The sequence below is a fragment of the Microbulbifer celer genome, assembly GCF_020991125.1.
Taxonomy (GTDB): domain Bacteria; phylum Pseudomonadota; class Gammaproteobacteria; order Pseudomonadales; family Cellvibrionaceae; genus Microbulbifer; species Microbulbifer celer.
Genome location: NZ_CP087715.1, coordinates 3,593,563 through 3,615,938, shown reverse-complemented (window position 1 = coordinate 3,615,938; position 22,376 = coordinate 3,593,563). Strand labels below are relative to the sequence as shown.

31 protein-coding genes are annotated in these 22,376 nt (G+C 54.2%); 21 read left to right on the top strand and 10 right to left on the bottom strand.

Annotation, left to right across the window (positions count from 1 at the left end; translation table 11 throughout):
* The first annotated feature begins 21 nt into the window (after positions 1 to 21).
* The 12 genes from LPW13_RS14915 (at position 22) to LPW13_RS18285 (ending at position 6,992) form a co-directional block, all read left to right on the top strand.
* Positions 22 to 273, top strand: coding sequence for a hypothetical protein (locus tag LPW13_RS14915; protein ID WP_230436593.1), 252 nt, complete (start codon positions 22 to 24; stop codon positions 271 to 273).
* Positions 274 to 415: 142 nt separating this feature from the next.
* A complete protein-coding gene (locus tag LPW13_RS14910; RefSeq protein ID WP_230436591.1) occupies positions 416 to 865 on the top strand; it encodes a hypothetical protein in 450 nt (149 codons plus the stop codon).
* A 127-nt stretch (positions 866 to 992) separates the two neighbouring features.
* Positions 993 to 1,469: a hypothetical protein gene (locus LPW13_RS14905; protein ID WP_230436590.1), complete on the top strand. Its 477-nt coding sequence runs from the start codon at positions 993 to 995 to the stop codon at positions 1,467 to 1,469.
* A 142-nt stretch (positions 1,470 to 1,611) separates the two neighbouring features.
* Positions 1,612 to 1,911, top strand: a complete 300-nt coding sequence (locus LPW13_RS14900; protein WP_230436588.1) for a hypothetical protein — start codon at positions 1,612 to 1,614, stop codon at positions 1,909 to 1,911.
* Positions 1,912 to 2,092: 181 nt separating this feature from the next.
* Positions 2,093 to 3,270 (top strand): IS3 family transposase gene (locus tag LPW13_RS14895; protein ID WP_407941935.1). Its coding sequence is split into 2 segments (ribosomal slippage): positions 2,093 to 2,360 and positions 2,360 to 3,270, totalling 1,179 coding nucleotides; the frame shifts between segments, so codons are not numbered across the junction.
* A 69-nt stretch (positions 3,271 to 3,339) separates the two neighbouring features.
* On the top strand, positions 3,340 to 3,618 hold the full coding sequence (locus LPW13_RS14890) for a hypothetical protein (protein WP_230436586.1): 279 nt from the start codon (positions 3,340 to 3,342) through the stop codon (positions 3,616 to 3,618).
* Between the two features lie 125 nt (positions 3,619 to 3,743).
* Complete coding sequence (locus tag LPW13_RS14885; protein ID WP_230436585.1) at positions 3,744 to 4,169, top strand: hypothetical protein; 426 nt, start codon at positions 3,744 to 3,746, stop codon at positions 4,167 to 4,169.
* A 307-nt stretch (positions 4,170 to 4,476) separates the two neighbouring features.
* The gene (locus LPW13_RS14880; RefSeq protein ID WP_230436583.1) at positions 4,477 to 5,148 is read left to right on the top strand and encodes an HAD family hydrolase; all 672 of its coding nucleotides are present in this window, start codon (positions 4,477 to 4,479) and stop codon (positions 5,146 to 5,148) included.
* Between the two features lie 107 nt (positions 5,149 to 5,255).
* Positions 5,256 to 5,702 (top strand): NUDIX hydrolase, encoded by a 447-nt coding sequence (locus tag LPW13_RS14875; protein WP_230436581.1) that lies wholly within the window; start codon positions 5,256 to 5,258, stop codon positions 5,700 to 5,702.
* A gap of 69 nt (positions 5,703 to 5,771) precedes the next feature.
* Positions 5,772 to 6,197, top strand: coding sequence for an N-acetyltransferase (locus tag LPW13_RS14870; RefSeq protein WP_230436579.1), 426 nt, complete (start codon positions 5,772 to 5,774; stop codon positions 6,195 to 6,197).
* An 83-nt stretch (positions 6,198 to 6,280) separates the two neighbouring features.
* Positions 6,281 to 6,700, top strand: coding sequence for a GFA family protein (locus LPW13_RS14865; RefSeq protein WP_230436577.1), 420 nt, complete (start codon positions 6,281 to 6,283; stop codon positions 6,698 to 6,700).
* 172 nt (positions 6,701 to 6,872) lie between these two features.
* Positions 6,873 to 6,992: a nucleotidyltransferase family protein gene (locus LPW13_RS18285; RefSeq protein WP_407941960.1), complete on the top strand. Its 120-nt coding sequence runs from the start codon at positions 6,873 to 6,875 to the stop codon at positions 6,990 to 6,992.
* A gap of 383 nt (positions 6,993 to 7,375) precedes the next feature.
* Here LPW13_RS18285 and LPW13_RS14860 read toward each other — a convergent pair whose 3' ends face one another.
* Positions 7,376 to 8,191 (bottom strand): aminotransferase class IV family protein, encoded by an 816-nt coding sequence (locus tag LPW13_RS14860; protein WP_230436576.1) that lies wholly within the window; start codon positions 8,189 to 8,191, stop codon positions 7,376 to 7,378.
* Positions 8,192 to 8,265: 74 nt separating this feature from the next.
* Between LPW13_RS14860 and LPW13_RS14855 the strand changes: the two genes are divergently transcribed.
* The 6 genes from LPW13_RS14855 (at position 8,266) to LPW13_RS14835 (ending at position 11,071) form a co-directional block, all read left to right on the top strand.
* The gene (locus tag LPW13_RS14855) at positions 8,266 to 8,619 is read left to right on the top strand and encodes a MerR family transcriptional regulator (protein ID WP_268932655.1); all 354 of its coding nucleotides are present in this window, start codon (positions 8,266 to 8,268) and stop codon (positions 8,617 to 8,619) included.
* 190 nt (positions 8,620 to 8,809) lie between these two features.
* Entirely contained in the window at positions 8,810 to 9,121 is a 312-nt protein-coding gene (locus LPW13_RS14850; protein WP_230436572.1) for a cupin domain-containing protein, read from the top strand.
* 169 nt (positions 9,122 to 9,290) lie between these two features.
* Entirely contained in the window at positions 9,291 to 9,824 is a 534-nt protein-coding gene (locus LPW13_RS14845) for an MAPEG family protein (protein WP_230436570.1), read from the top strand.
* A gap of 136 nt (positions 9,825 to 9,960) precedes the next feature.
* Positions 9,961 to 10,362: a DUF5655 domain-containing protein gene (locus tag LPW13_RS14840; RefSeq protein ID WP_230436569.1), complete on the top strand. Its 402-nt coding sequence runs from the start codon at positions 9,961 to 9,963 to the stop codon at positions 10,360 to 10,362.
* A gap of 106 nt (positions 10,363 to 10,468) precedes the next feature.
* Positions 10,469 to 10,702, top strand: coding sequence for a DUF7661 family protein (locus tag LPW13_RS18315; protein WP_420909923.1), 234 nt, complete (start codon positions 10,469 to 10,471; stop codon positions 10,700 to 10,702).
* 45 nt (positions 10,703 to 10,747) lie between these two features.
* Complete coding sequence (locus tag LPW13_RS14835) at positions 10,748 to 11,071, top strand: DUF2845 domain-containing protein (protein ID WP_230436567.1); 324 nt, start codon at positions 10,748 to 10,750, stop codon at positions 11,069 to 11,071.
* 78 nt (positions 11,072 to 11,149) lie between these two features.
* Here LPW13_RS14835 and LPW13_RS14830 read toward each other — a convergent pair whose 3' ends face one another.
* From LPW13_RS14830 to gshB, 9 genes are all read right to left on the bottom strand, one after another.
* Complete coding sequence (locus tag LPW13_RS14830; protein WP_230436565.1) at positions 11,150 to 12,172, bottom strand: alpha/beta fold hydrolase; 1,023 nt, start codon at positions 12,170 to 12,172, stop codon at positions 11,150 to 11,152.
* A gap of 112 nt (positions 12,173 to 12,284) precedes the next feature.
* Positions 12,285 to 13,538, bottom strand: coding sequence for a heme biosynthesis HemY N-terminal domain-containing protein (locus LPW13_RS14825; protein ID WP_230436563.1), 1,254 nt, complete (start codon positions 13,536 to 13,538; stop codon positions 12,285 to 12,287).
* Positions 13,535 to 15,094 carry a uroporphyrinogen-III C-methyltransferase gene (locus tag LPW13_RS14820; RefSeq protein WP_230436561.1) on the bottom strand — a complete coding sequence of 520 codons (1,560 nt, stop codon included), beginning with the start codon at positions 15,092 to 15,094 and terminating at the stop codon, positions 13,535 to 13,537. The genes LPW13_RS14825 and LPW13_RS14820 overlap by 4 nt, the downstream gene beginning before the upstream one ends.
* A 175-nt stretch (positions 15,095 to 15,269) precedes the next feature.
* Positions 15,270 to 16,061: a uroporphyrinogen-III synthase gene (locus LPW13_RS14815; protein ID WP_230436559.1), complete on the bottom strand. Its 792-nt coding sequence runs from the start codon at positions 16,059 to 16,061 to the stop codon at positions 15,270 to 15,272.
* Between the two features lie 46 nt (positions 16,062 to 16,107).
* Positions 16,108 to 17,070, bottom strand: coding sequence for a hydroxymethylbilane synthase (hemC, locus tag LPW13_RS14810; RefSeq protein WP_230436558.1), 963 nt, complete (start codon positions 17,068 to 17,070; stop codon positions 16,108 to 16,110).
* Positions 17,071 to 17,157: 87 nt separating this feature from the next.
* Positions 17,158 to 17,577 carry a Holliday junction resolvase RuvX gene (gene ruvX / locus LPW13_RS14805; protein WP_230436556.1) on the bottom strand — a complete coding sequence of 140 codons (420 nt, stop codon included), beginning with the start codon at positions 17,575 to 17,577 and terminating at the stop codon, positions 17,158 to 17,160.
* Positions 17,577 to 18,161: a YqgE/AlgH family protein gene (locus tag LPW13_RS14800; protein WP_230436554.1), complete on the bottom strand. Its 585-nt coding sequence runs from the start codon at positions 18,159 to 18,161 to the stop codon at positions 17,577 to 17,579. The genes ruvX and LPW13_RS14800 overlap by 1 nt, the downstream gene beginning before the upstream one ends.
* A 68-nt stretch (positions 18,162 to 18,229) precedes the next feature.
* Positions 18,230 to 19,120 (bottom strand): energy transducer TonB, encoded by an 891-nt coding sequence (locus LPW13_RS14795; protein ID WP_377563375.1) that lies wholly within the window; start codon positions 19,118 to 19,120, stop codon positions 18,230 to 18,232.
* Positions 19,121 to 19,226: 106 nt separating this feature from the next.
* On the bottom strand, positions 19,227 to 20,183 hold the full coding sequence (gene gshB / locus LPW13_RS14790; protein ID WP_230436550.1) for a glutathione synthase: 957 nt from the start codon (positions 20,181 to 20,183) through the stop codon (positions 19,227 to 19,229).
* Between the two features lie 396 nt (positions 20,184 to 20,579).
* On the opposite strand from gshB, the gene pilG reads away from it, so the two are divergent.
* The 3 genes from pilG (at position 20,580) to LPW13_RS14775 (ending at position 22,210) form a co-directional block, all read left to right on the top strand.
* Positions 20,580 to 20,975: a twitching motility response regulator PilG gene (pilG, locus tag LPW13_RS14785; RefSeq protein ID WP_010132439.1), complete on the top strand. Its 396-nt coding sequence runs from the start codon at positions 20,580 to 20,582 to the stop codon at positions 20,973 to 20,975.
* A 313-nt stretch (positions 20,976 to 21,288) separates the two neighbouring features.
* On the top strand, positions 21,289 to 21,651 hold the full coding sequence (gene pilH / locus LPW13_RS14780) for a twitching motility response regulator PilH (RefSeq protein ID WP_230436548.1): 363 nt from the start codon (positions 21,289 to 21,291) through the stop codon (positions 21,649 to 21,651).
* Positions 21,652 to 21,667: 16 nt separating this feature from the next.
* A complete protein-coding gene (locus LPW13_RS14775; RefSeq protein WP_230436546.1) occupies positions 21,668 to 22,210 on the top strand; it encodes a chemotaxis protein CheW in 543 nt (180 codons plus the stop codon).
* Positions 22,211 to 22,376: the final 166 nt, after the last annotated feature.

Genomic DNA, 22,376 nt, shown 5'->3' with positions numbered 1-22,376 from the left:
TAAGTGAGTAAAGGAGTACCGATGAAGTCATTTATATTTAACCTGGCGGGTCTTCTAGGTTCTTGGCAGTTTATAGAGCTGTCCTCAAATGATTCACTCAATTCAGTTTTCGCCCCAATCATCTTTACTGGCTTTCTCATATCTAGCATTCTTTGGGTTATTGTGAAATTTGGTGTGAACCAACGTACCAATGGCGGAGTGTATTTTGGCGGCGATAGCGGCGGACATGGTAGTGGCGGAGACTGTGGAGGTGGGGGAGATGGTGGGTGCTAGCCCCCACTTAACAATCAGCGGCAGAGCGACAGCCAACGCTACGCACCTTTTGTGTTACTCGCTGGCGCTCAAACATTAACACAAAATATGCTCCGCGCTGGCTGCGCCTGCGCTGGGCGTTATGCATAGGCAATAGAAAGTAATGTGGGAAAAAATTTTAATAGGTTTTATAGGTGCCATTATTGCTCTCGCGATCAAGGAATTCATTGATTGCCTTAAGCGGAGAGCTAAATCCAAGTTGATAGCATCCATGGCTGTAAAACACCTAGAATTGATCAAGAGCGATCTTATTGATCATGTTGTTCTCGATAAAAATAATGCAACTTTCGGAGAAACACAATATTGTGAAGTTGTTGTTGGTGATTTTCTTTATGATCTAATTACTTCAAATATTGATTGCTTTTCTAGTGCCAAAGATGTGGAGAAATCAACACTCTTTTTTCATAAATACAAAGTAAATATGGCAACAGTTAAAGCCCGTTTAGATAATTCCGTTCAAAAATCAACAACATTAAAAATTGAGACCTATAGAGCACTTGTTGCAGCACTTGAAGATGCTCTGTCTGAGCTCTCGGGTATCGCAAATGCATAACAAACAGCGGCAGAGCGACAGCCAACGCTACGCACCTTTTGTGTTACTCGCTGTCGCTCAAACATTAACACAAAATGCGCTCCGCGCTGGCTGCGCCTGCGCTGGGCGTTAGTTGCATGAGAGTTATATGAGCATTCAAGAGACGATTCTGATCGGTGTCTTATCTGGTGTGCTTACCGCATGCCTTATCTTTCTGGTTAAAGAATTTTGGGTGAAAATAATCATTCCTTGGTATCAAGGGTTTCGGTATCAAGGAGCTGACATTTCTGGAAGTTGGTACGCGGAGTATCGAGATGAAGATTCTGAAAGCGTAAGTACGTTTTCAGTTGTATTGAGTCAAAATGCCCACAAGATAACGGGGTCCATGCAGTTTAATTTTGTATCTTCAGAGCGCAAGTTGAATATTGATTACAATCTCGTCGGGGAGTATTGGGAGGGTTATCTAAATTTATCATGCAGAAGCAAAGACAGAAGGTTGTACTCCCATGCTGCCATGTTCCTCAAGCTGATAAACGGCGGATCTGGTCTTCTGGGGCAGTTTAGTTTTAGAAACGCGTATGCTGATCAAGTAAACAGCATACCACTAGGCCTTGATCGCAACTAACCAAGCGCTGCAGCGGACGGCTAACTTTGCGCACTTTATTGCGCGGTCGCTCCGCTCCCATTTTTGCGCAATCAAGCACACAAATTTAGCCGCCCCTGAGCGCGGCGTTAGCCACCCAAAAGCCAAAATATGGAGATTGATTATGAGTTTTGAAAATTCAGCAATTGGCGGCACCAAGGAAAAAGAAAGAAAGTCGTTTTCGAGCCTGAAAAGTGTATGGGCAGTAATAATTGGCGCCGCATCTTTCATGGTCGCGGGTTACTGGGGTCTAATGATTAAGGATGTTTTGCCGCAAGCTATAGACGCGACAAACAAGGATGGGTTCTCCCTTGTGGCGCTGGGTGTTTGGACTCTAATTGGTTTCTTCGGTGTTTTAATATGGGTGTTCGGCTGCATAGCAGCGCGCTGCCATACGGTTCTGTATGAGCGCTGGTTCAAGTAGCGTGGCTAACCAAGCGCTGCACCGGACGGCCAACGCTAAGCACCTTTGTGCTGGTCGCTGCGCTCCCATTTTCGCACAAAGGTGCTTAGCATTGTCCGCCGGTGAGCGCTGTAGTGGCACACTGAATTTGGCCACCTGACTTTGAGTGATATTATCATGCTCAACGAGATCAGGTGAATTAATGACCAAGTCAAAAAAGAAGCGATTTGACCCCGAGTTCAGGCTCGAGGCAGCCCAGCTGGTAGTCGACCAGAACTACACCGTGAAAGAGGCTTGCGAAGCCATGGGAGTCAGTAAATCCACGATGGAGTCGTGGATACGGAAGCTCCGGGCAGAGCGAGGCGGCAAGGCGCCGGAGGGCGTGGCTATTACTCCAGATCAGATCCGCATCCAAGAGCTAGAACGGAAGCTTAAGCGAGTCGAAGAGGAGAAAGAAATCCTAAAAAAGGCTACAGCTCTCTTGATGTCGGACTCGCTGAACAGTTCAAAATAATCGAGCGATTGCAGGGGAGCTATGCCGTTCAGCGGTTGTGCGACGTATTTGATGTACACCGGAGCAGCTATCGGAGCTGGCGTGACAGGTCGTCCGAGCCAAAGCCAGAAGAGGTGCGACTACAGGCGTTAGTGAAGGCAGCTCATAAAGTTAGCAACGGTTCTGCAGGGGCAAGAACCATCTCGAAGATCGTAACACAGGGCGGTACACCGCTCAGCCGGTACCGCGCTGCAAAGCGAATGAAGCTACTCGGTTTGGAGAGCACCCAGCTTCCAAATCATCGGTACAAGAAGGCTGAGCAACCACACGTTGATGTTCCGAATCATCTGGATCGGGAGTTTAACGTTGCTGCACCAAACAAGGCTTGGGCCGGCGATATCACGTATATCTGGACAGGTGCCCGGTGGGCGTATCTGGCGGTAGTTATAGATTTCTTTGCGCGTAAGCCGGTTGGTTGGGCGCTATCGTTATCGCCTGACACCGCCCTGGTTAAAAAGGCGCTTACGATGGCCTACGAATCACGAGGGCAACCGGAAGGCATCATGTTCCACTCGGACCAGGGATGTCAGTACACAAGCCTCGCGTTCCGACAACAACTGTGGCGCTACAGAATGACGCAGAGCCTGAGCCGTCGCGGCAACTGCTGGGACAACGCACCGACAGAGCGCTTTTTCCGGAGTCTCAAAACAGAGTGGGTTCCGGAAACCGGCTACAAGTCCTTCCCTGCGGCTAAACAGGGAATCACGAGTTACATCATTGGCTACTACAGCCAAATACGCCCCCATCAGAAAAATGATGGAATGCCGCCGAATGTGGCGGAAGAGAAATATTGGAATGCTCAGAGTTCGGTGGCCAAAAAGAGTTGACCACTACAAGGGGCTTCTTTCTAAATTGGCCATGAAGTGTCAAAAGGTATTTAAGAAGCAGGTTTCATAATGAGTGTTCTACGAGAGCTTAAAACTTCACTTTTAGACTGGGAAACCAGGGTCGTTTTAGAGTCTCTTTCAAGAGAAATTCAGCGCTTAAAGGATATAGCAGAGAACTCTACTGATGAAGATGAAGATGAAGATGAAGATGAAGATGAAGATGAAGATGAAGCTGCTGATGCTGGCAATGATTGCTTGGAGGTTGTCGGCTTGAAAGAGCGCCTAGAAACGGAGGCGGCCTCTATTTTCGGAGATCAAATCAAAGATTTCAGCCGCGGCGAGGTCTAGCTCTAACAATTCGCTCCTGAGGGACATCCCACGCTATGCACCTTTTATGCGACTCGATACGCTCGCATTTTCGCATAAAAGGCACATAGCGTGGTCTGCCCTAGAGCTCGGCGTTATAACCTGCAATGAACAGAAAACCTGATTACGAAAAGTACAGCCTACAGGAACTTTATGAAGCCGCAGAAAGTGTGGATACAAACCTGTATCCTGAAAGGGCCAAGGAAATTAGAGATAAAATTCAACTTAGGATTGAAAACCCTAGAGAAGAAGATGAAGAGCTTTTAAATAGGCTTAAAGAAGTAGCACATCAAAAAGAAAAACAGTCCAAAGACTGGAAGGGTAGCTTAGTATTTGCAGTCACAATTTTCATTGCTTTAGTTGCTTCAATTTTCTCGGGGAAGTTAGTCACAAGAACGTATGAAGTTTCTTTTGAAGATAACCCAATGCTTTTCTATTTTGTAACCGTTTTATTCGTAGGATTTATTGGGCATCTTCTAATTAAGGCTGATGAGCAATACAGGAGGGACAAGGGTGGTGACACCAAGGACTAGTTATAACCAAGCAATGCAGCCGACGTTGATCTTCCCCCGCCTTAGCGACGTATTGCGAAGGTGGTTTGGCTAGAGCGTTGCAATTATGTCCAGGCACAGCTGCGGCTCACCATATTGCAGGATGCATCTTGGCATCGTAAGGTGCAGGACAGAATTGATAATGAGTCAAATCACCGGGTTCAGCCTGAACCTTTGAGGGGCTTGAGCCGTATGCGAGGAAACCCGCACGTACGGTTCTTAGAGGCCTGGGGCCGGTAACGGCTCCCGGCTACTCGGTGCTTCACAAATTATGTCTCTCGGAAACCATATGCAACTTCGCGCAGTTCTATTTGACCACGACGGCACGCTCGTCAACTCCGAGCCCATCCACTACAGCATGTGGGCGCGAGTTCTTCAACGCTACGGTTTTACTTTAACGGAGCAGCAGTACAAGGCGCGCTATGCAGGCGTACCAACACCTGCCAATGCCGTAGACTTGGTACAGAGGTTAAGTATCGATGATCCACCGGAACAGCTCGCGGAGGCGAAGAACGCCGCAACACGAGAGTATCTTGATCGGCAAGCGTTTCCTTTGATGCCAGGAGCAGAAGAGGCCATATCTTGCTTTCACAGCGCAGGGTTGAAGCTAGCTGTTGTGACGGGCGCCAGCGCGCGTGGTGTTCAAACAACGCTACGGGTCAACGAGTTTAAGGACTATTTCTCTGCTGTCGTCTCAGGAGATGACGTCCGAGCAAGTAAGCCTGCGCCTGACTGCTATTTGCTGGCGCTCCAGCAGCTCGGTGTCTCCGCTGCTGAGTGTCTGGCAATTGAAGATACTCAGCATGGGCTTGAAGCTGCGTTCCGGGCTGGTATCGATTGTGTGGCAGTGCCTACAGAAATGTCTAAGCACCAAGACTTTAGTTTGGCAGTTGCGGTTCTCGACGGCATGCCGGAGGCAATCGAGTACGTGAGTAAAGCCCTTAGCGGTAGTGAGGCCTAATCATGCCAGTCACGGCGACGGTTTTTACATTGCGGCTACGCCTCCATTCCAAAACCGCGCGTGTTGAGCGGCGCTAAGAGTTCGAAGCGGTCATGGAGTTTTAGACAATGGAAACAAGAAAATCATCACGGCTCATAATCGTTGACGAATCAGGACGGTTATTGCTGTTTTTTTACAATGACGAGCACCAGCCACCGTTTTGGGCAACAGTGGGAGGAGAGCTGAAGCCTGGTGAAGGCTATGTCGATGCTGCGAAGCGTGAGCTGTATGAGGAAACGGGGCTAATACAGGAAGTTGGAGAGGTGCTAAGAGATCGTGATGAAGTATACGCAGTAGCGAGGTCGGTACCAGCTCGCTGGCTCGAAAAATACTTCTTGGTTAAATGGCCTTCAGGTGCAGAGGTATCTCCAGCGAAATGGACGGATGAGGAAAAGTGTACTATTCAAGAATGGAGATGGTGGAGTTTAGCTGAAATGCGCGAAGAAAAAGCTTCTCAGTTCAAGCCAGACTGGATTCCTGATTTACTTCATTCCGTGCTATGTGAAAGCGATTAACAAGTAGCTCCATTTGAGCGTAAAGTGGCGCAAATGAGCCAGATGGTATGAGTAATAGGAAATAGTCAAATGATTCGCGAGTATAGGCAAGCCGATGTTGATCAAGTCTTAGCGATTTGGCTTGCTGCGTCGATCGAAGCTCATAACTTCATCGAACCTAATTTTTGGGAGTCAAAGGTCAGTGAGATGCGGGATGTATACATTCCTGCATCGGAGACATTTGTACTGGAATATGAGGAGAAAATTAACGGATTCTATAGCCTATACGGAAACACTTTGGCTGCGATCTTTGTGACTCCAGAATCACAAGGCAAGGGAATTGGAACAGCCTTGCTTAATGACGCTAAAAACAGGCGAGAGAGCTTGCAACTCTCCGTTTACAAAGAGAATGTTCCTAGCATCAATTTCTATGAAAAACATGGGTTTATTTTCCTTGATGAGCAAATCGACGAGCATACTGGCCACCCTGAACTGATCATGGAGTATCACTCGTAAAAATGTTCTGCGGTCGGACAAGTAATCCGCTGCGCGTCCATATTTTCCGCTAAGCGCGGTGCTAAATATCAAAGGGTTGATCGATGCAAGGTGAATGTCTCTGCGGAAACGTGCAGTTCGAAATCGATGGGGAGATACCGAACCTCTATCAATGTCATTGTTCGCTGTGCCGAAAAGCTACAGGGGCGGCCGCTAATGCTGCTACTTTTGTGCCGGGCAACAGTTTTCGTTGGGTGTCTGGTCAAGATGAGATCAGGTCTTATCAAAAGCCAAGCGGTTATCAGACTGACTTTTGTTCAGTGTGTGGGAGTCCGGTTCCCAATATTCTGAGGAGCACCGGCATGGTTTGGGTGCCAGCCGGTTTGCTTAATGGACTGACCACTTCAAGGGTTTCTGTTCACCTCCACACAACATCCGCGGCCCTTTGGGAGGATGAATCTGTCGATTGTATTCGGTTCGATGGTGGGCCTGATAGCCTGGAATCACTCAACAAATTGTTGTAGTTCGTTCTAGCCTTCGGCCCTACATCGGACGCCCATCTTTCTGCGCTACAGGATTTACTTTACTTCGAGAGCAATTCGATGAGCACACCGGGCACCCTGAGCTCATCATAGCGTATCACTCGTAACGAGCGGCGGCAGGCGGACCAAATTTCCGCGCGTCCCTCGCTCCAATTTGCCTGATGCGCCGGAATTGTCGGATTGGTGTCTTGCTGCGGGATTTGTTAAAAACTTGGTCTGGGATAAGCTACACGCGTTTTCATCAAAAGATCGTTGGAAATCTGGCCGAGATTAGTGGTAAATACCATATAAGGCAGAGCACGCGACAAGCGTGTGTCTGCGGCGTTAAATGTTCAGGGAGAGGATAGTGGAGTTCAAAATCGGTAACTTTGAACTGGGCCGTTGTGACGAGCGAGCCGCAATATGAATCCAAGACACTTAACAATCGGTTGCACAGAGACCAATTTCCCGCCGCTTCGCGGCTACAAGCCGGCGCGTGAGCCGAACGTTAGAAATTGTTTGGTGCAGAGGTTGAGTAGTCTTGCAAGAACTAGAACATATGTTTCTACTGACTATAGGCGGCCTTCAAGCAAGGAAAGTTGGGGCGCGCACCCCAACTTTCCATCCAGCCATGTCGAAATTTCTCTCACCTGTGAATTGTCAGCAAGCGAGCTATCCTTAAGGTAAATTGGCGGGCTCAGCCTCGTAGGCCTTGTGGAGCAGGTTGATGAACGGCTTTTTTTCCTCGAGGACATTAGAAGCTATGGCGGTTACTGGAATTCCGGGTGTCCATGAATTCATCACGGCAGCGCCAGACAGTTCTCCTAGACGTTTAAATGTGATGGCTTCGTGACGCTGTGGAATATTAAGGCGTTCAAGTTGACGCTGAATTATGCCCATCATGGTGCCTTTCAGTATGTCAGCCTTGGGCCAGATCACGGTTTCACCATCCCAAAAAACCAGGTTCCATATTGTCGCTTCGCTTAGGCATCCATGCCTATCCACGAAGGCCGCATCATCGAAGCCCTGGCGTATGGCTTGATGCAGATAGTAGGTCTTGCCGGCTTCTCCCACATGCTTAATGGCTGCTAGAGGTCGTTCATGCTCCACAGCACTCAGTCTCAAGGGGCCTGTGGGTCCATCGGACTGCGCGCCTGTGCGGACAAGGACTGAAGGCTCTACATCCATGCTATTGGCGTTGAACTCGCCATGGTGAGAGAAGATGGTAACGGTTAGTGACAGATCTTTTTCTCCTTCATCAACGACTGTTCTGATATGGGACTGCAGTTTTTCATCGGGCAGCGCTCTTCCAAAAAACGCCATAGAAGCTTCTCGTAGGCGTTCCAGGTGAAGATCCAGCCCTTTGATTTTTCCGTCACGCACCTGCATGGCGGTGAAGTGTGCAAACCCGGCAAACGCCAAGGGGCTCATTTCGGAAAGGGTGACTGGATGCCCATTGATACGGGGTTGGTAATCACTGGATTTGGTTGGCATGTCATTGGCTCCTGATTGAATTCTGGCTATCCTAAACCCTGACAGTGCTGTTAGAGTCAAGAAGGGAAAATGAGATGCGGATAGGGGAGCTATCAAAACGTACGGGTGTGAGCCTTCGAATGCTTCGTTACTATGAAGCTGAGGGGCTGCTGAAGCCGAAGCGTACGAGCAGTGGGTATCGTGATTACGCGCAAGATGAGGTGCAGACGGTTGAGCGCATAAAGCTGCTGGGATCGGCAGGTATGACCCTAGCGACAATCCATAAATTTTTACCCTGTGTGAGAGGGGAGGGTTCAGTTTTCGAGCCGTGTGATGAGCTGCGCAATGTCTTGCACGAGCAAATCCACCTTTCCGATCAGAAAGCGGAAAAGTTGGCTCAAAGCCGGAACATTCTAGAGCGTTTCCTTCACGAAATTGAGCAAGAATGAAGGTTTGTTTAGTACTGATTTTTCCGGTTTTTTTCATTCATTAATGCAAAGGGTCTATCCAGACCAACCATTACTGCTACCCGAAAAGGTAGGCTTAGTGGTCTTTGCTAAGAATGCAATGCACGCGACAAGCGCGTAATTGCGGCGTTATACACAACCTAAACTCTGAGAAATTAGCAAGTATTTAAATATGGAAATTGTAAGAAGTAAGGATTTCACCGCCGATCGTGCTTGGGGATCAAAGCATATTGCAAACATGCAGGGAATCACCACAAAGCTACATTGGACAGATAAGCCATACAAATGGCACGTAAACGACGGAGAAGAAGTCTTCGTCGTTTTAGATGGTGTAGTAGATATGTACTACCGGTTAAATGGTGCTGAAGAAGTAGCCGTGATGGAGGTAGGAGACATATTCTTTGCTTCGGTCGGTACGGAGCACGTGGCCCATCCAAGAGGTGAGGTGCGAGTACTCGTCGTTGAGAGTGAGGGCAGCGTATAACAAAGCCAGTCCTCACGGCGATGGATTTTCCGTTGCGTTTTACCTTCACTTAAAAACCGCGTGTGTTGATCGGCGTTAAATCAATGGAGAAATAGTACAGGCAATAGTCGATAAATTTTCATGCTGAGAGTACCTTGAAATACTTTTCGCTATATAAGGAATTTGTAATTTGAGCCAGGAGTCAAATAATAAAACCGTAAAGCGGGGGATGGCCGTTGGACTTCTGGGAACACTGTTTTTGTTCTCTGCGCTCTATTATATGTTCCCTAAAATCACCCAGGAAGTGGTGTTGATTGAGCGCGTCAGGCTCGGAATAGAATGTCTTGTTTTTCCATCGATCCTTTTTTTGGCAACAATTTTGCGAGTCGGCTCTCAACGTTATGGAAACCCATCTGAAGACCCAACAAAAGTAATAGCGAACTCTAAGGGTATGGCAGTTGATCTGAGAGTATTATCCAATACTCATGAGCAGATTGTGGTCTTCGCCATTAATACTCTTGCCTTGTCTGTTCTTCTTCCTTACCAGTACCTTAGCTTGCTGCCAATTTATTCAGGGGTGTTTGTAGTAGGCCGTATGATATTTTGGTTGGCATATCATAATAATGTTTTGTGGCGAGCACCAGGTTTTGCTTTGTCCACATTGCCTGCTTTGGCCGGTTTAGGTTACTGTGGCTTAGTTCTTATGCTCAGAATCTTCTCTTAATCATAAGATTATTTTAGTAAAAGTGGCGATGATTCGCGTGAACGCGCGGAATGGTAGAGCATTGGGATAAGTGCCGCATCGTAGAGAAACTAGTTTTCTCGGTATCAGCGCGAAAATACACGAATAGGAATAAAAAATGTGGCGATGCCCTAAATGCGACAGAGAGTTTACGCGTAAAAACCAGAGGCATGCTTGTGGCACTGGAAATCGCGAGGATGTGATAAGAGGTAGGCCGGAATCAGTCGTCGAAGTTTATGGTGCTATAGAAAAATTAGTTAATCAGCTGGGAAAAGTTGAGACTGTTGCCAGGGATAGGTATGTCCTGTTTCGGAGTTCCCGGATATTTGTCGATCTTTCAGTAATGAAAGACGCGGTTCGTGTTGCTATTCATCTTGGAAGAGAGATTAATAGTCCTATTTTTATTAAAATCGTTGATGATGGAAAACAGGTCACACATGTGGCTAAAGTTGGAACTCTTAATGAGCTAAGGAAGATTGAACCACTAATAAAAGAGGCGTATGAGTTCTCTTTATCCTGATGCAGGGCATTAGTTGATTCCATTCTGGTGCGTATTGTGTGGTTACTACTGGCGTCAGCTACAGCAGTGCGTTGCTCACAACGGGGCGCGATAATGGGGGTTCACTATGAGTATATACAGATACAATGTTTTCGGTAGAGAAGTACTGATAGAAAAAATCCGGGGTAACTGGTCGACATTTTATGTGGGGCCGGAAGGAAAGCGAAGACGTGCGGGGATTTTTATACCACCTGATATATCGGAGGCGGATCTTACTCAGTTTTTATCGGACTTGTGTCACGAGTGGGCAACTGAGAAGCACCAGGAGGTGGTGCGCATTAGCGAACAGGGGACAGAATGATGCTTCCAGTTGTGTTCGAGCGGTTTAACGGCGAGGGTAGATGACATGAAAAAATTGAATCTCTTGGTTTTATTGACTGCAATCTTGTATGCGTTGAGTGTCAATGCGGCGGGTAGTTTTCGGCTGGCCAGTGGAAAACTGATCTCTACTGGCAAGAGTAAGTCTGAGGTGATCGCAATTGCGGGGGCGCCGATGTATCAGGAGGTGGAGACCATTGCGGTGGACGAGGGGGTTGGGAATGACCCTGTCAAGCGCGAAGTCCTCACTTATAAGCTACGAGGAGATATTGGCGGTATGTTCCTGGTGGTGGTGACGGTAGAGAACAACACGGTCGTTTCAGTAGCGGCGACACAAGAAAGTCGCCTGTAGTTTTTGAGTCGCTGATTTTCCCCATACGGTTGGAGCCCGGTACTTCCTTGTACCGGGTTGAATTTCCTCGGGGATGGTTCATTCCCTATCGTTTTTCAGAAATTCACTAAACGCCATCATATAGCGATCAAAATCTTCAAACTGCGGTACATGACCGATGTTGTCCAGTTCCACGAGCTGTGCATTGGGAATGGCGTCTGCAGTCAGTTTCCCCAGGCGATCATAGCGGCCCAGTTGCGGGCGGATGGAATCCGGGGCGCGATTGCGGCCAATCGCGGTGCGGTCGCGGGTGCCAATAATCAATAGCGTGGGCGCGTTGAGATCACCAAATTCATACAGCACCGGCTGAGTGAACACCATATCGGAAGTGAGGGCGTCGATCTCTGCGATGCGGTCCGCATCGGGGCCGATGGTCCATCCGGCCTGAATTGCCAGTAGCGGGTTGTACTCCGCCTTCCATTTGCCATCGAAATAGGCGGCGGTCATATAGTTTTTGACCGTTGCCGGGGTTTGCTGCTTTTCCTGGGCGATGGCCTGATCGATGGGTTGATAGGGTGTGGTGCGTTTCCAGTCCTCCAGGCCGATGGGGTTGATCAGGACCAGTTTTTCCACCGTATCCGGAAACATCAGTGCGAACCGGGTGGCGAGCATGCCGCCCATGGAGTGCCCGGCTACCATCACACGTTCTACGCCCAGCGCATCCAGTAGAGCCTTGCTGTTATCTGCCAGTGCCTGGAAGGAAAACTGAAACCCTTCCGGTTTGCTGGACTTGCCGAAGCCGATCTGATCGGGCGCAATCACCCGGTATCCCTGGTTTGTGAGGTTCTTGATGGTGCGCGCCCAGTAGGCGCCAGAGAAGTTCTTGCCGTGCAGTAGCAGGACGGTCTCTCCATTGGCGTCTTTCTCTGGTGCTACATCCATATACGCCATACGCAGTGGGCGCTGCTGTGCGGTCACTTCGAACGTTTTAACCGGGTATGGATAGTCGTAGTGGCTGAGCAGGGCGTCCTGGGGTTTGAGTGTTATTGCTTGTGCGACGGTTGCGGGCGTAGTGAGGAGAGTGGCGGCGAGTAGTGCAAAAGCGAGGGAGAGATTGAGCAAAGGATTTGTAAATTTATGGGAGGCCTGATGGACTGGATTCGGATAACTTCGTTTGTTGTACCACATAAAGCGATTGTGTCTCCGTTATGGTTTATATGCGGTTGTGCCCGGGTTATGACGCCCGGGCATTCAGGAGCTTGGAACCCTGGCCCGGCAGGGGGAGCTCGGGTAGGTCGGATACCGCTTGTAACAGCCCCTGCTCATACAGTCGTGCGGCCTGCTCTTTCTCTCCTAAGGCAAACAGTAACCGTGCCAGTTCCGCCGAGGTGGCGGGATCTGAGCGCAAAAGCAGACTTTTCTCAAAGTACTGGCGGGCTTTACCCCAGATTTCATTGCGCAGGCACAACCGGCCAAGGCAGGTGAGCAGGTCGGCATTTTCACCGTACTCTTTCTGCCAGCCATCGGCGACGCCCAGCTGGTGGCTCGCGTCGGCACCGCTGAGGTGCCCATACAGGCGCACCGTGTCTGCACGCCACTCCCGGTTGAGAATCCAGCGCAGATGTTTTTCTGCTTCTACATCGTCCCCAACTTTGTGCAACATGGCGCCGTATTGATTGCGCAGTTCGATATTGCGTTGCCAGCGGCCGTTCAGGCTCTGCCAGATCTCCCGCAGCTTTTCCCGGTCTTTGTGATCGGCGGCATCTTTCAGCAGATGCTGGTATACCTCGAGTTCCAGCTGCTGAAGTTGCGACTCGGGCATGTTGGCGTGCTTTTCCAACCGCGGCAGCAGCTCCCGCAGTCCGTTCCATTCGCCGATGTGGTGGTAGGCCTGGCGCAACAGCTGCAGGAGTGCAGGGTGGTTGGGTTCTTCCTGCATGGCGCGACGCAGGCTGGCAATGCACTGTTCGTAGTGCTGATCCAGCAGCTGCATACGCGCCTGGCTGATGGCGACGGCGAGCTGGGTGTCGTCACCGGTGGCTTCCGCTTTCGCCAGCAGTTCGTTGGCTTCATCCCGGTAGCCCAGTTCAAAAGCACTGCGGGCGGCGGCGAGGTAGTTGATGATGGGCGCATCGGAGCGCGCGGCACTTTTCAGCAGCAGGCGACGGGCGCGGGCCCAGTTGCCTTCCATGTATTCCACCAGCCCGTTAGTAAGCCTGCGCCGGGCCATGCGGCTGCGGCCAAAGCGGATGCGACTGAACCCGCCTTCGATGGCGCGGGCGATACTGCGCAGGAGCCAGAAGAACAGGAACAGGGCGAGAATGCCCAGAGCCAGAGCGCCGACCGCCACCCACAGGTTCATTTCGATCTGTTTACCGGCGTCGCCACCGATCATCAGCATCAGGTAGCCGGGGTAGGAGCGGATTGCTTCGGTGAGGGCGGCGCCGCCGAGGAGCAGTACCAGGGCAAAAAAGAGGAAACGTTTCACTGGCTGCCCCCCGGAATGCGACTGCTGCTGTCATCCTGGCCGGAGGACATTTTGTGCATGCGGTCGATGTAATTGCGCAGGGCGGTCTGGGATGCGCTGAGGTCTGGCAGCTCTGTGGCCACCGTCACTCCGGACAGTTCCTGCAGTTCTTTCAGGATGACCTGACGTTGACGGTTGTCGACGCCATATTCCTGCAGCAGTTTGGTGGCGCGTTGCAGCGCGTCCTGATAAACGGTTTCATCCGCGCGTAGCAGCGCCAGTTCCGCCTGTTCCATACTGAGCTGGAGTCCCTGGCGGAAACGGCTTTCACTCTGGGGGGAGAGCAGCACCGGGTCCACCTCGGCGTCGCGGATGCGGATGGAGCCCTTGAGGAAATTGACAAAATTGTTCCAGCTGGACTCGACGTTGTCTTTGCCGGGGGCGGCGTTTTCACCGGCGGCGATGTCTGCCTGTTTGGCGAGGTCGAACTGGGGTTGGATGTTGAGTTTGACCATCTGCTCTTCCAGCGCCCGCAGGCGCAGGTATAACCCTTCACGATCGACATTTTCCACCAGCTTGAGGGCGGTGAGATCCCCGGCCAGTTGTTGGCGTACGCCGTACAGGTCCGGCAGGTCCAGGTTGCGCAGGATCTTGTCCACTTCCTGTACCAGGCCGAGGGCCGCGCGGCTGTTCTGTTCCAGCTTCAGGCGCTGGCCGGCAAGGCGCAGCAGGTAGTCTGCTTCCGCCAGTTGCCAGTCTTCGCGGCTGGCATTACCGAGCTGGCTGAGGCGATTGCCCTGGGCGGTGACATTGCGCTGCAGCCCGGCGAGTTGCTGTTGCAGGCGGGCGATGGTCTGCGCCTGTTGCTCCAGCTGTTGGCGCAACTCCTTGGTGTGGTCGACCGCCGGTGGTGGTGTCGGCGATGTAGCGCCTGGTTGTTGTGTCGGCGGGCTGGCCTGACGTGCGGATTGATCGGGCTGCGCAGTTCTTTGGTCTGTATTTTGATCTGTGCCTGTTTCGCGGTCGTTGCCCGATGTGTCAGTGCCGGATTCCGCGGAGCGGGTAGTGTCGGAACCGCTGTCGGCGGTGGGCGTCGCGGTGTCGGAGCTGGATTGTCTGTCCGTGACGCGGGTATCCGCAGTGTCCGCGGCGCTTGCATTGTTGCGCGATGTGTCGCCGGCAAGGGCGGTGTGGCTGTCAAAAAACTTGCCCACAACCGGGACCTCCCGCAGGTGTGGGTCGACCTGCTGGCGTACCGCGGGAAGGAAGTACCAGGCGGCGACGGCGGCCGCGATCAGCAATAGGATAAACAGCCAGAACCAGAGCCAGCCATGGCCTTTGCGGGGGGCTTTGGCGGCTTTACCCTGCTTGCCGCCGCCATTTCCGCCCTTGTCTCCGTTACTGTCTTTCCCCCGCGCCTGATCCGCTTTGGCGAAATTGCTCTTCGATCCGGCTTTTTCGCCGGCAGCCTGGTCCGGCTCAACCTTCTCTGTCACCAGCGGGACGTCCTTCGTCGGCGGCACCTGCTTCTCGGGTTTACTCTGGCTGCCGGGCGTCGGGGTTTTTTTATCGCTCATGATGTGTCGCTCAGGGATTCGTTTGCTCGCGGGAGGCGCCGTTGCGCGGTCGGGCGCCTTGTAGACCCGGGTGCCGAAAGAATTTTGTCGCCAAATTATAGCGACTGATGCGGTTGTTTATACGGAGTCTGGCGCGCAAATGAAATATTTTACCGCCTTGTGCGTTATGTCTGAGTTATCCGGCGGCGAGAGCCTCTCGCAGGGCGGCGAGCATGGCGCTGTCTCCGGCATTGATCGCGGCCTCGGCGCGGGCAAAACCGAGATCGTGGGCGCGGGTGGCGACACGTACGCTGGGGCAGATCAGGGGCAGGGTGCGCAGGTCTTCGCGCTTTGTGGCCTGCAGGCAATGATGCAGGTTGTCGAGGGTTTCGCCGCTGTGCACGGTAATGGCGTCGACGGGCTGGTTGTAGTCGCGCAGTGCCGACTCGGCTTCTGCGGGTAACTGGCGCTGATACAACTCGCAGTAGTCCACCCGGGCGCCGCGCTGTCGCAGGGTGTCGCCCATCAGGGTGCGGCCGCCGCGACCGCGGAAGATGATCACGCGCTGATCCGCTGACTGTTGCAGCGAGGGCAGGGCCAGCAGTGCCTCGGAATCCATGGTGTTGTGTTCGCTGTCTGCCCTGGGCTCGGCACCGCGGTCTTGAATAGCGCGGGCGGTGGCGGCGCCAATGGCGTAATAGCGGGGGCCCTGGGGCAGTTGCGGCCAGTAGTCGTCGAGCCAGTCGAAGCCGTACTGCACGGCATTTATAGATACGAAAATCGCGTGGTCGTACTGATCAAAATCCAGAATGCGATTTTTGATCGCCTGCGCGCCCTCCGGGTCACTGTCTGCGGTGATGGGCACAATGGCGAGCAGGGGGATGCTGTGGCTGATGGCACCTTCCGCGGCGAGCACCTGTTGCCAGCCGGCACTCTGGTGTGCCGGGCGGGTGATCAGGATGTGCTTTCCCTGCAGTGACTGGCTCATATTGGCTGGGCTGGCTGACAATGTCGTTTTAGATTGGTTGTTTTGTTTACAGCGCGGCGAGGACCTTGTCGGCCCCTGCCTGCAGCAGTTGCTCCGCGAGGCGCACGCCGAGGGCGTCGGCTTCGCTGACCGGGCCGTGCACTTCAGAGTGCAGCATGGTTTCGCCATCCGGGCTGCCTACCAGGCCGCGTACATGTAGCTGGTCTTCGCCCTCTCCACCCTCTCCACTTTGCAGGGTGGCATAGCAGCCGATGGGCACCTGGCAGCTGCCGTTGAGGCGGCGTACCAGTGCGCGCTCGGCGATCAGACGGTGGCTGGTTTCGGTGTGGTGCAGGGGGGCGAGCAGTGCATCCAGCGCCGGGTCGCGGCGGGATTCGATACCCACGGCGCCCTGGCCGCCGGCGGGCAGCAGGATTTCCGGGGCGATGAAGTCGGCGATGCGGTCGTGCATCTCCAGGCGCAGCAGACCGGCGGCGGCGAGGATGATGGCGTCGTACTCACCGGCGTCCATTTTGGCGAGACGGGTGTTGACGTTGCCGCGCAGGAACTTCACTTCCAGATCCGGACGGCGGGCCAGTACCTGGCACTGGCGGCGCAGGCTCGATGTGCCGACTACGGCACCCTTGGGCAGGTCGTCGAGGGTTTTGTAGTGATTGCTCACAAAGGCGTCGCGCGGGTCTTCGCGCTCGCAGATCACCGGCAGGTGCAGGCCTTCGGGGAACTCCATTGGTACGTCTTTCATGGAGTGCACGGCGATATCCGCTTCCCCGTCCAGCATTGCTCTTTCCAGCTCTTTCACGAACAGGCCTTTGCCGCCCACTTTGCTGAGAGGAATGTCCAGCAGCTGGTCGCCACGGCTGGTCAGGGGCAGCAGTTCCACTTCCAGTTGCGGGTGGTGCAACTCCAGCTGTTGTTTGACGAAATTGGCCTGCCACAGGGCGAGGGCGCTCTGGCGGGTGGCGATGACGATGCGGGAGAGGGCGGATTGTGAAACGGCGTTGTCAGACATGCGGTTGAAAAGTCGATTGAAAATTCGGCGGCAAGTCTAACAGTTTGAGAGAGACTGGGGGCAGGGAAATGCGGTGCGACTTTGCGCTCAGGGCTGCTGCCGCAACCAGTCCTCGAGAAAGATGCGCGCGGCGATGGAGTCGATGGGGTTGTCGGCGTAATCGCCGCGGTGGCCGCGCTCGCGAGCTTCGTCTTTGGCGGCGCGGGTGCTGAGGCGTTCATCGGCGTATTCCACCGGCAGGCCGAAACGGCCGTGTAAGCGGTTGCCGAACTTGCGCGCACGGGCGCAAAAGTCACTTTCTGTGCCATCCATATTCAGGGGCAGGCCCACCAGCAGGACGTTGGGGCGCCATTCCTGGAGGATTTTTTCCACCTGAACCCAGTCCGGCTTGCCGTCTTTTGCCGGCAGTGGCGCCAGCTCGCGGGCGCTGCCGGTGAGGCTCTGGCCGTAGGCGAGGCCGATGGAGCCGGTGCCGAAGTCGAAGGCGAGGGCGGTCGTGGCACTCATCAGGCGTGGCCGGACTGGGAGCTGATCCCGCTGAGATCGATACCGTGGCGGGCGGCGGCGGTCTGCCAGCGTTTTTCGCACGGGGTGGCGAACAGGATTTCCGGTTCCGCCGGCAGGGTCAGCCAGGCGTTGTCGGTGAGTTCTTCCTCCAGTTGGCCGGGGCCCCAGCCCGCATAGCCGAGGGCCAGCAGGACGTCGTCGGGGCCGCGTCCGGCGGCGAGGGATTCGAGGATGTCTTTGGACGCGGTAAGGCTGATTTCGTCGGTGACTTCAGCGGTGGAGGCAAACTGCATGCCGCGGCCGTGCAGCACGAATCCCTGTTCCTGGGAGACGGGGCCGCCCATCAGTACCGGTTCTTCGCCCCGCTGACTGACGTCTTTCAGGGACAGTTGCTCGAACACTTCCCGCCAGGACACATTGCTTGGGGCGTTGACCACAATGCCCATGGCGCCGTCGGCGCGGTGCTCACAGATGAACGTCACGGTTTTCTGGAAGCGGGGATCTTCCATGGCGGGCATGGCGAGCAGGAACTGGCCGCGCAGGCTGCCGTGGGTGAGATCGCTGTCGAGATTGGGGTTATGCATGGGGGTTAGTTTAGCGGGAAACCCGGTTGTACGTCATGGTCAGTCGGGCCGATCTGTTCTGGTTTTGATCAGCCGCGTCCGGCGTCGGTGGAGAAACCGGTCATCTCGAAGCGCCAGGTGCGGATGATTTCCAGTCGGTCCGCCTGCTTGCGGATTTCCGCCGGGAAAGGGGCAAAGGGCGCGGCGAGTCGCACGATCTGCTGGGCGGCATCATCCAGAATACGCTCGCCCGAAGATTTCAGAATCACCACTTCTTCGACGGCGCCCGTGGGCAGCAGTCGCACCATCATGCGCAGGTCACCGGTGATCTGTCGCTGCAGGGCTTCCTGTGGAAAGTTCTCGTTGCCGATGGCTTCCACCTTCTGACGCCAGTCGTGTAGATAGGCGGCATCGGCAGAGGCTTTGGTGGCGACGGAGGTCAAGCGACGCACCCGCGGGCGCTGGGCAATGGTCTGGCGGATTTTGTCCAGTCGTGCCTGCAGGCTGGCGATTTCGGGATTGGACGGCGGCAGATCACTGGGGGCGTCGCCGCGCTTCTGTTTTGAACGCTGGTCTTCTGCTGGCAGTTCCGGGGCCTGTTGCGGGCTGTCACCAATGGTGGTGATCAGTTGGCGGCGTTGGTCTGCGGGGCGCGCGGCCTGTTGTTGTGGCAAGGGGTTTACCTTGCGAATTCGGGTATCTGCAATTTCTGCACGGCGGTCTGTGGACAGTTCCCGGGGTGTGTCGGCGCTGCCACTCGCCTGTTGGTTGTGTTGGGCGAGATAGTCTGCATTTTCGGGCGCGTTTGCAGCGCGGTGTTGAGCCAGGGTGACCTCGAGCGTGGGAGGTGCCTGGCTCGCTTCCGGTGCGGTAAAGGCAATGCCGAAAATCAGCAGCGCGTGCAGTGCGCAGGCCAGAAACAGCGCAAATGTAATACGGTCGCCCTGGGCGGGCGACGCGCTGTGGGCGTTTCCCGACACGGGGGCGGCACCTGCTTTTGATGGCGATTGGCTGGCTGCTGCGGTCATTCTGATTATTGCTTTTTACTGCGGTTGGCGGACTGCCAAAACTTAATAATGCGCCAGTTTACCCTTTTTGCGCCAGCCGGTCTGTGATCGCGCGCATCAAGAGTCCGCCGATATCGGTGTCGTAGGCGGCATCGATTTCACGCACGCAGGTGGGGCTGGTGACATTGACTTCGGTGAGGTAATCGCCGATCACATCCAGGCCCACAAACAGCAGTCCTTTTTCTTTCAGCGTCGGGCCTACCTGTGCCGCAATCCACTGGTCGCGTTCACTCAGTGGACGCGCTTCGCCTTTGCCGCCGGCGGCGAGATTGCCGCGGGTTTCTCCGCCCTGGGGTATGCGTGCCAAGCAGTAGGGCACCGGTTCGCCGTCGATCATCAGGATGCGCTTGTCGCCCTGTTTGATCTCGGGGATATAGCGCTGGCCCATGATCTGGCGCTGGCCGTCGTCGGTGAGGGTTTCGAGAATGGCGCCAATGTTGGCACCGTCGGCGCGCACGTGAAAGATTCCACTGCCGCCCATGCCGTCGAGCGGTTTGAAGATGACATCGCTGTGGGTGCTGTGGAATTCCCGCAGGCGCTGCATATCGCGGCTGACAATCAACGGTGGGCAACAATCGGCGAAGTGGGTGGCGAAGATTTTTTCATTGCAGTCGCGCAGGGACTGGGGTTTGTTGACCACCAGGGTACCGGCGCGTTCCGCTGCTTCCAGAATGTAGGTGGAGTAGATGTACTCGTTGTCAAAGGGCGGGTCGACGCGCATCAACATCACGTCCAATTCGCCGAGGTGCATGGGGGTGGCATCGCCCAGTTCGAACCAGTTATCCGGGTTGTCGAACACTTTCAGTGGGCGGGCGCTACCCATGGGCTTGCTGCCGTCGAGATAAAGGTCACCCTGTTCGAAATATACCAGCTCGAATCCGCGCTTGGCGGCGGCGAGGAGCAGGGCAAGAGAGGTGTCTTTCTTGAATGTGATATTGGTGATGGGGTCCATCACTACGCCGAGGGTGCGGGCCATAAATCGGTATCCATTGCTGGGCAGGGGGCGGAATAAAATAAGAGTAGACTGCGCCTGCTGCAAGCCTGGGTTGGTGCCAATCCGGTTGTGTTGAGCGATGGCCCGGCTGAATGGCGGCTCCGGGGACGAAATGCGGCACTGTTCACATAACGATCGATGCTCTTTGCTGCCCAGTGTCGTCGCTAGATTCACTGTGTCTTCTGTGTTAAAAGTTTCCATCTGATCTGCGCCCGCTGGCCGCGGCCACTTTGCGATGATCGGACCCCGTCATGCGGTTGTACAAAAAGCGCTGTGACAGGTGCGGGACCTGGACTATCTATGACGTTTGTCTGTAGTTACGCCCTGTCTCGCAAAACGGCGCTTAAAAAATAAGTAATCTGGGGATTTTGGAACACTATGGAGCTGAACTGGGAAAGTCTCACCGTGATGGTGATCGACGATAGTAAAACCATTCGTCGCACCGCCGAGACGCTGCTGCAAAAGGCCGGCTGTGCGGTGGTGACCGCTACCGATGGCTTCGATGCACTGGCGAAAATTGCAGATTCGCGTCCGGACATCATTTTTGTCGATATCATGATGCCGCGTCTGGATGGCTACCAGACCTGCGCGTTGATCAAAAACAACAGTGAATTCCGCAGTACGCCGGTGGTGATGCTGTCGAGTAAGGATGGGCTGTTCGATAAAGCCAAGGGGCGCGTGGTTGGTTGCGATCAATATTTGACCAAGCCTTTCAGTAAAAGTGAGCTGCTCGGTGCTATTTCGGCGCATGCGAAGCCGCATCACGCTGCCTGAGGGCGTTGATTTATCGCGCTGAAGGCTTTGTTTTACCTGGCTGAAGGCTCCATCACGTCAGGGGTGTGAAATTCTTGGCAAAAATGGCGTAGACTACGCCGTCAAGCGCCCGTCATATCATGGCGGGCAGCCGCGATGCCTGAATCAGGCGCTCAAGGTGAGCAGATTCGGAATTCGCCAGCATTGAATAACAAAGTGTGTGGTCGCGCTTGTCGTACGGAAGGCGGCAAAAGAAGCGGCCGGTACCAACAACAACCGCCGGTGTCGTGCAAACCAATCTGGCTCGGCGGAAATACTATCTCGGGGGATAAAGATGGCCAGAGTGCTAATCGTCGATGACTCGCCTACTGAAACGCACAAACTCACCACCATTCTGGAAAAGAACGGCCACGCGGTGCTGACCGCTGCCAATGGCGAAAATGGTGTGGATGTGGCTCGTGAACACCGCCCCGACGTTATCCTGATGGATATCGTGATGCCGGGCCTGAACGGCTTCCAGGCTACCCGTCAGCTGAGCAAGGGTGACGGCACCAAGGCGATCCCCATCGTTATCGTCACTACCAAAGATCAGGACACCGACCGGGTCTGGGGCATGCGCCAGGGCGCTCGCGCCTACCTGACCAAGCCGGTAGACGAGAGCAAGTTGCTCGGCACGATTGAGGAGGTGTTGGCCTGAGGCCGGCGTACTCTCCGTGGATGCAACTGATACCCCTTATCTCGCGCTGGTAGAGATTGCCAACCGCGCAAAAGCGCAGGCACAGGGGCTGCCTGCCCGCCAGGAAGTCAAACCCTACTGGACGGGCATCGGCTTTTCTCTTCTAGGGCAACGCTTCGTGGCCGCCATGGATGACGTGGTGGAGCTGCTGGAGGTGCCCCAATATACCTTCATACCCGGAGCTAAGCCCTGGGTGCGCGGCGTGGCCAATGTGCGTGGTCGCCTGTTGCCGCTCTTCGATCTCGCCGCGTTTTTCGGCGGCCACCTCACCAGCCCGCGTCAGAACCGCCGGGTACTGGTGCTGGAATACGACAAAATTTACGCAGGTTTGATTGTGGATGAGTTGCACGGGATGCAGCACCTTGCACTCGAATACGGTCAGTTGCCGCCGGCAGACCTGTCAGAAGCTTACGCGCCCATGGTCAATGGTCAGTTTGTGCTCCAGCAGGGGCGCTGGCTGGTGTTTGACCTGCAGGCGCTGATTGGCGATTTCCAGTTTGCAGATGCCGCCGCGCACTGAGTGCCGGTACCCTGTGGGCAGAGGGTCGCAAGGAAACCGATTCTGAGGTGAGGCGCCGATTGCGCGTCTCGTATTCAGGGCTCCACTTTGTTGTGGGGCTGTAAGGCCGCTCGGGATGGCGGTCGCAGCAATGTCCGTTACCGGTTTAAAGCCGGTTTTGGGGGCG

What these genes read in the sequence shown, in the direction of transcription:
- LPW13_RS14915 (WP_230436593.1), top strand. Translation starts at nt 22, where the DNA reads ATGAAGTCATTTATATTTAACCTGGCGGGTCTTCTAGGTTCTTGGCAG.
- LPW13_RS14910 (WP_230436591.1), top strand. Translation starts at nt 416, where the DNA reads ATGTGGGAAAAAATTTTAATAGGTTTTATAGGTGCCATTATTGCTCTC.
- LPW13_RS14905 (WP_230436590.1), top strand. Translation starts at nt 993, where the DNA reads ATGAGCATTCAAGAGACGATTCTGATCGGTGTCTTATCTGGTGTGCTT.
- LPW13_RS14900 (WP_230436588.1), top strand. Translation starts at nt 1,612, where the DNA reads ATGAGTTTTGAAAATTCAGCAATTGGCGGCACCAAGGAAAAAGAAAGA.
- LPW13_RS14890 (WP_230436586.1), top strand. Translation starts at nt 3,340, where the DNA reads ATGAGTGTTCTACGAGAGCTTAAAACTTCACTTTTAGACTGGGAAACC.
- LPW13_RS14885 (WP_230436585.1), top strand. Translation starts at nt 3,744, where the DNA reads ATGAACAGAAAACCTGATTACGAAAAGTACAGCCTACAGGAACTTTAT.
- LPW13_RS14880 (WP_230436583.1), top strand. Translation starts at nt 4,477, where the DNA reads ATGCAACTTCGCGCAGTTCTATTTGACCACGACGGCACGCTCGTCAAC.
- LPW13_RS14875 (WP_230436581.1), top strand. Translation starts at nt 5,256, where the DNA reads ATGGAAACAAGAAAATCATCACGGCTCATAATCGTTGACGAATCAGGA.
- LPW13_RS14870 (WP_230436579.1), top strand. Translation starts at nt 5,772, where the DNA reads ATGATTCGCGAGTATAGGCAAGCCGATGTTGATCAAGTCTTAGCGATT.
- LPW13_RS14865 (WP_230436577.1), top strand. Translation starts at nt 6,281, where the DNA reads ATGCAAGGTGAATGTCTCTGCGGAAACGTGCAGTTCGAAATCGATGGG.
- LPW13_RS14860 (WP_230436576.1), bottom strand. Translation starts at nt 8,191, where the DNA reads ATGCCAACCAAATCCAGTGATTACCAACCCCGTATCAATGGGCATCCA.
- LPW13_RS14855 (WP_268932655.1), top strand. Translation starts at nt 8,266, where the DNA reads ATGCGGATAGGGGAGCTATCAAAACGTACGGGTGTGAGCCTTCGAATG.
- LPW13_RS14850 (WP_230436572.1), top strand. Translation starts at nt 8,810, where the DNA reads ATGGAAATTGTAAGAAGTAAGGATTTCACCGCCGATCGTGCTTGGGGA.
- LPW13_RS14840 (WP_230436569.1), top strand. Translation starts at nt 9,961, where the DNA reads ATGTGGCGATGCCCTAAATGCGACAGAGAGTTTACGCGTAAAAACCAG.
- LPW13_RS18315 (WP_420909923.1), top strand. Translation starts at nt 10,469, where the DNA reads ATGAGTATATACAGATACAATGTTTTCGGTAGAGAAGTACTGATAGAA.
- LPW13_RS14835 (WP_230436567.1), top strand. Translation starts at nt 10,748, where the DNA reads ATGAAAAAATTGAATCTCTTGGTTTTATTGACTGCAATCTTGTATGCG.
- LPW13_RS14820 (WP_230436561.1), bottom strand. Translation starts at nt 15,094, where the DNA reads ATGAGCGATAAAAAAACCCCGACGCCCGGCAGCCAGAGTAAACCCGAG.
- LPW13_RS14815 (WP_230436559.1), bottom strand. Translation starts at nt 16,061, where the DNA reads ATGAGCCAGTCACTGCAGGGAAAGCACATCCTGATCACCCGCCCGGCA.
- hemC (WP_230436558.1), bottom strand. Translation starts at nt 17,070, where the DNA reads ATGTCTGACAACGCCGTTTCACAATCCGCCCTCTCCCGCATCGTCATC.
- ruvX (WP_230436556.1), bottom strand. Translation starts at nt 17,577, where the DNA reads ATGAGTGCCACGACCGCCCTCGCCTTCGACTTCGGCACCGGCTCCATC.
- LPW13_RS14800 (WP_230436554.1), bottom strand. Translation starts at nt 18,161, where the DNA reads ATGCATAACCCCAATCTCGACAGCGATCTCACCCACGGCAGCCTGCGC.
- gshB (WP_230436550.1), bottom strand. Translation starts at nt 20,183, where the DNA reads ATGGCCCGCACCCTCGGCGTAGTGATGGACCCCATCACCAATATCACA.
- pilG (WP_010132439.1), top strand. Translation starts at nt 20,580, where the DNA reads ATGGAGCTGAACTGGGAAAGTCTCACCGTGATGGTGATCGACGATAGT.
- pilH (WP_230436548.1), top strand. Translation starts at nt 21,289, where the DNA reads ATGGCCAGAGTGCTAATCGTCGATGACTCGCCTACTGAAACGCACAAA.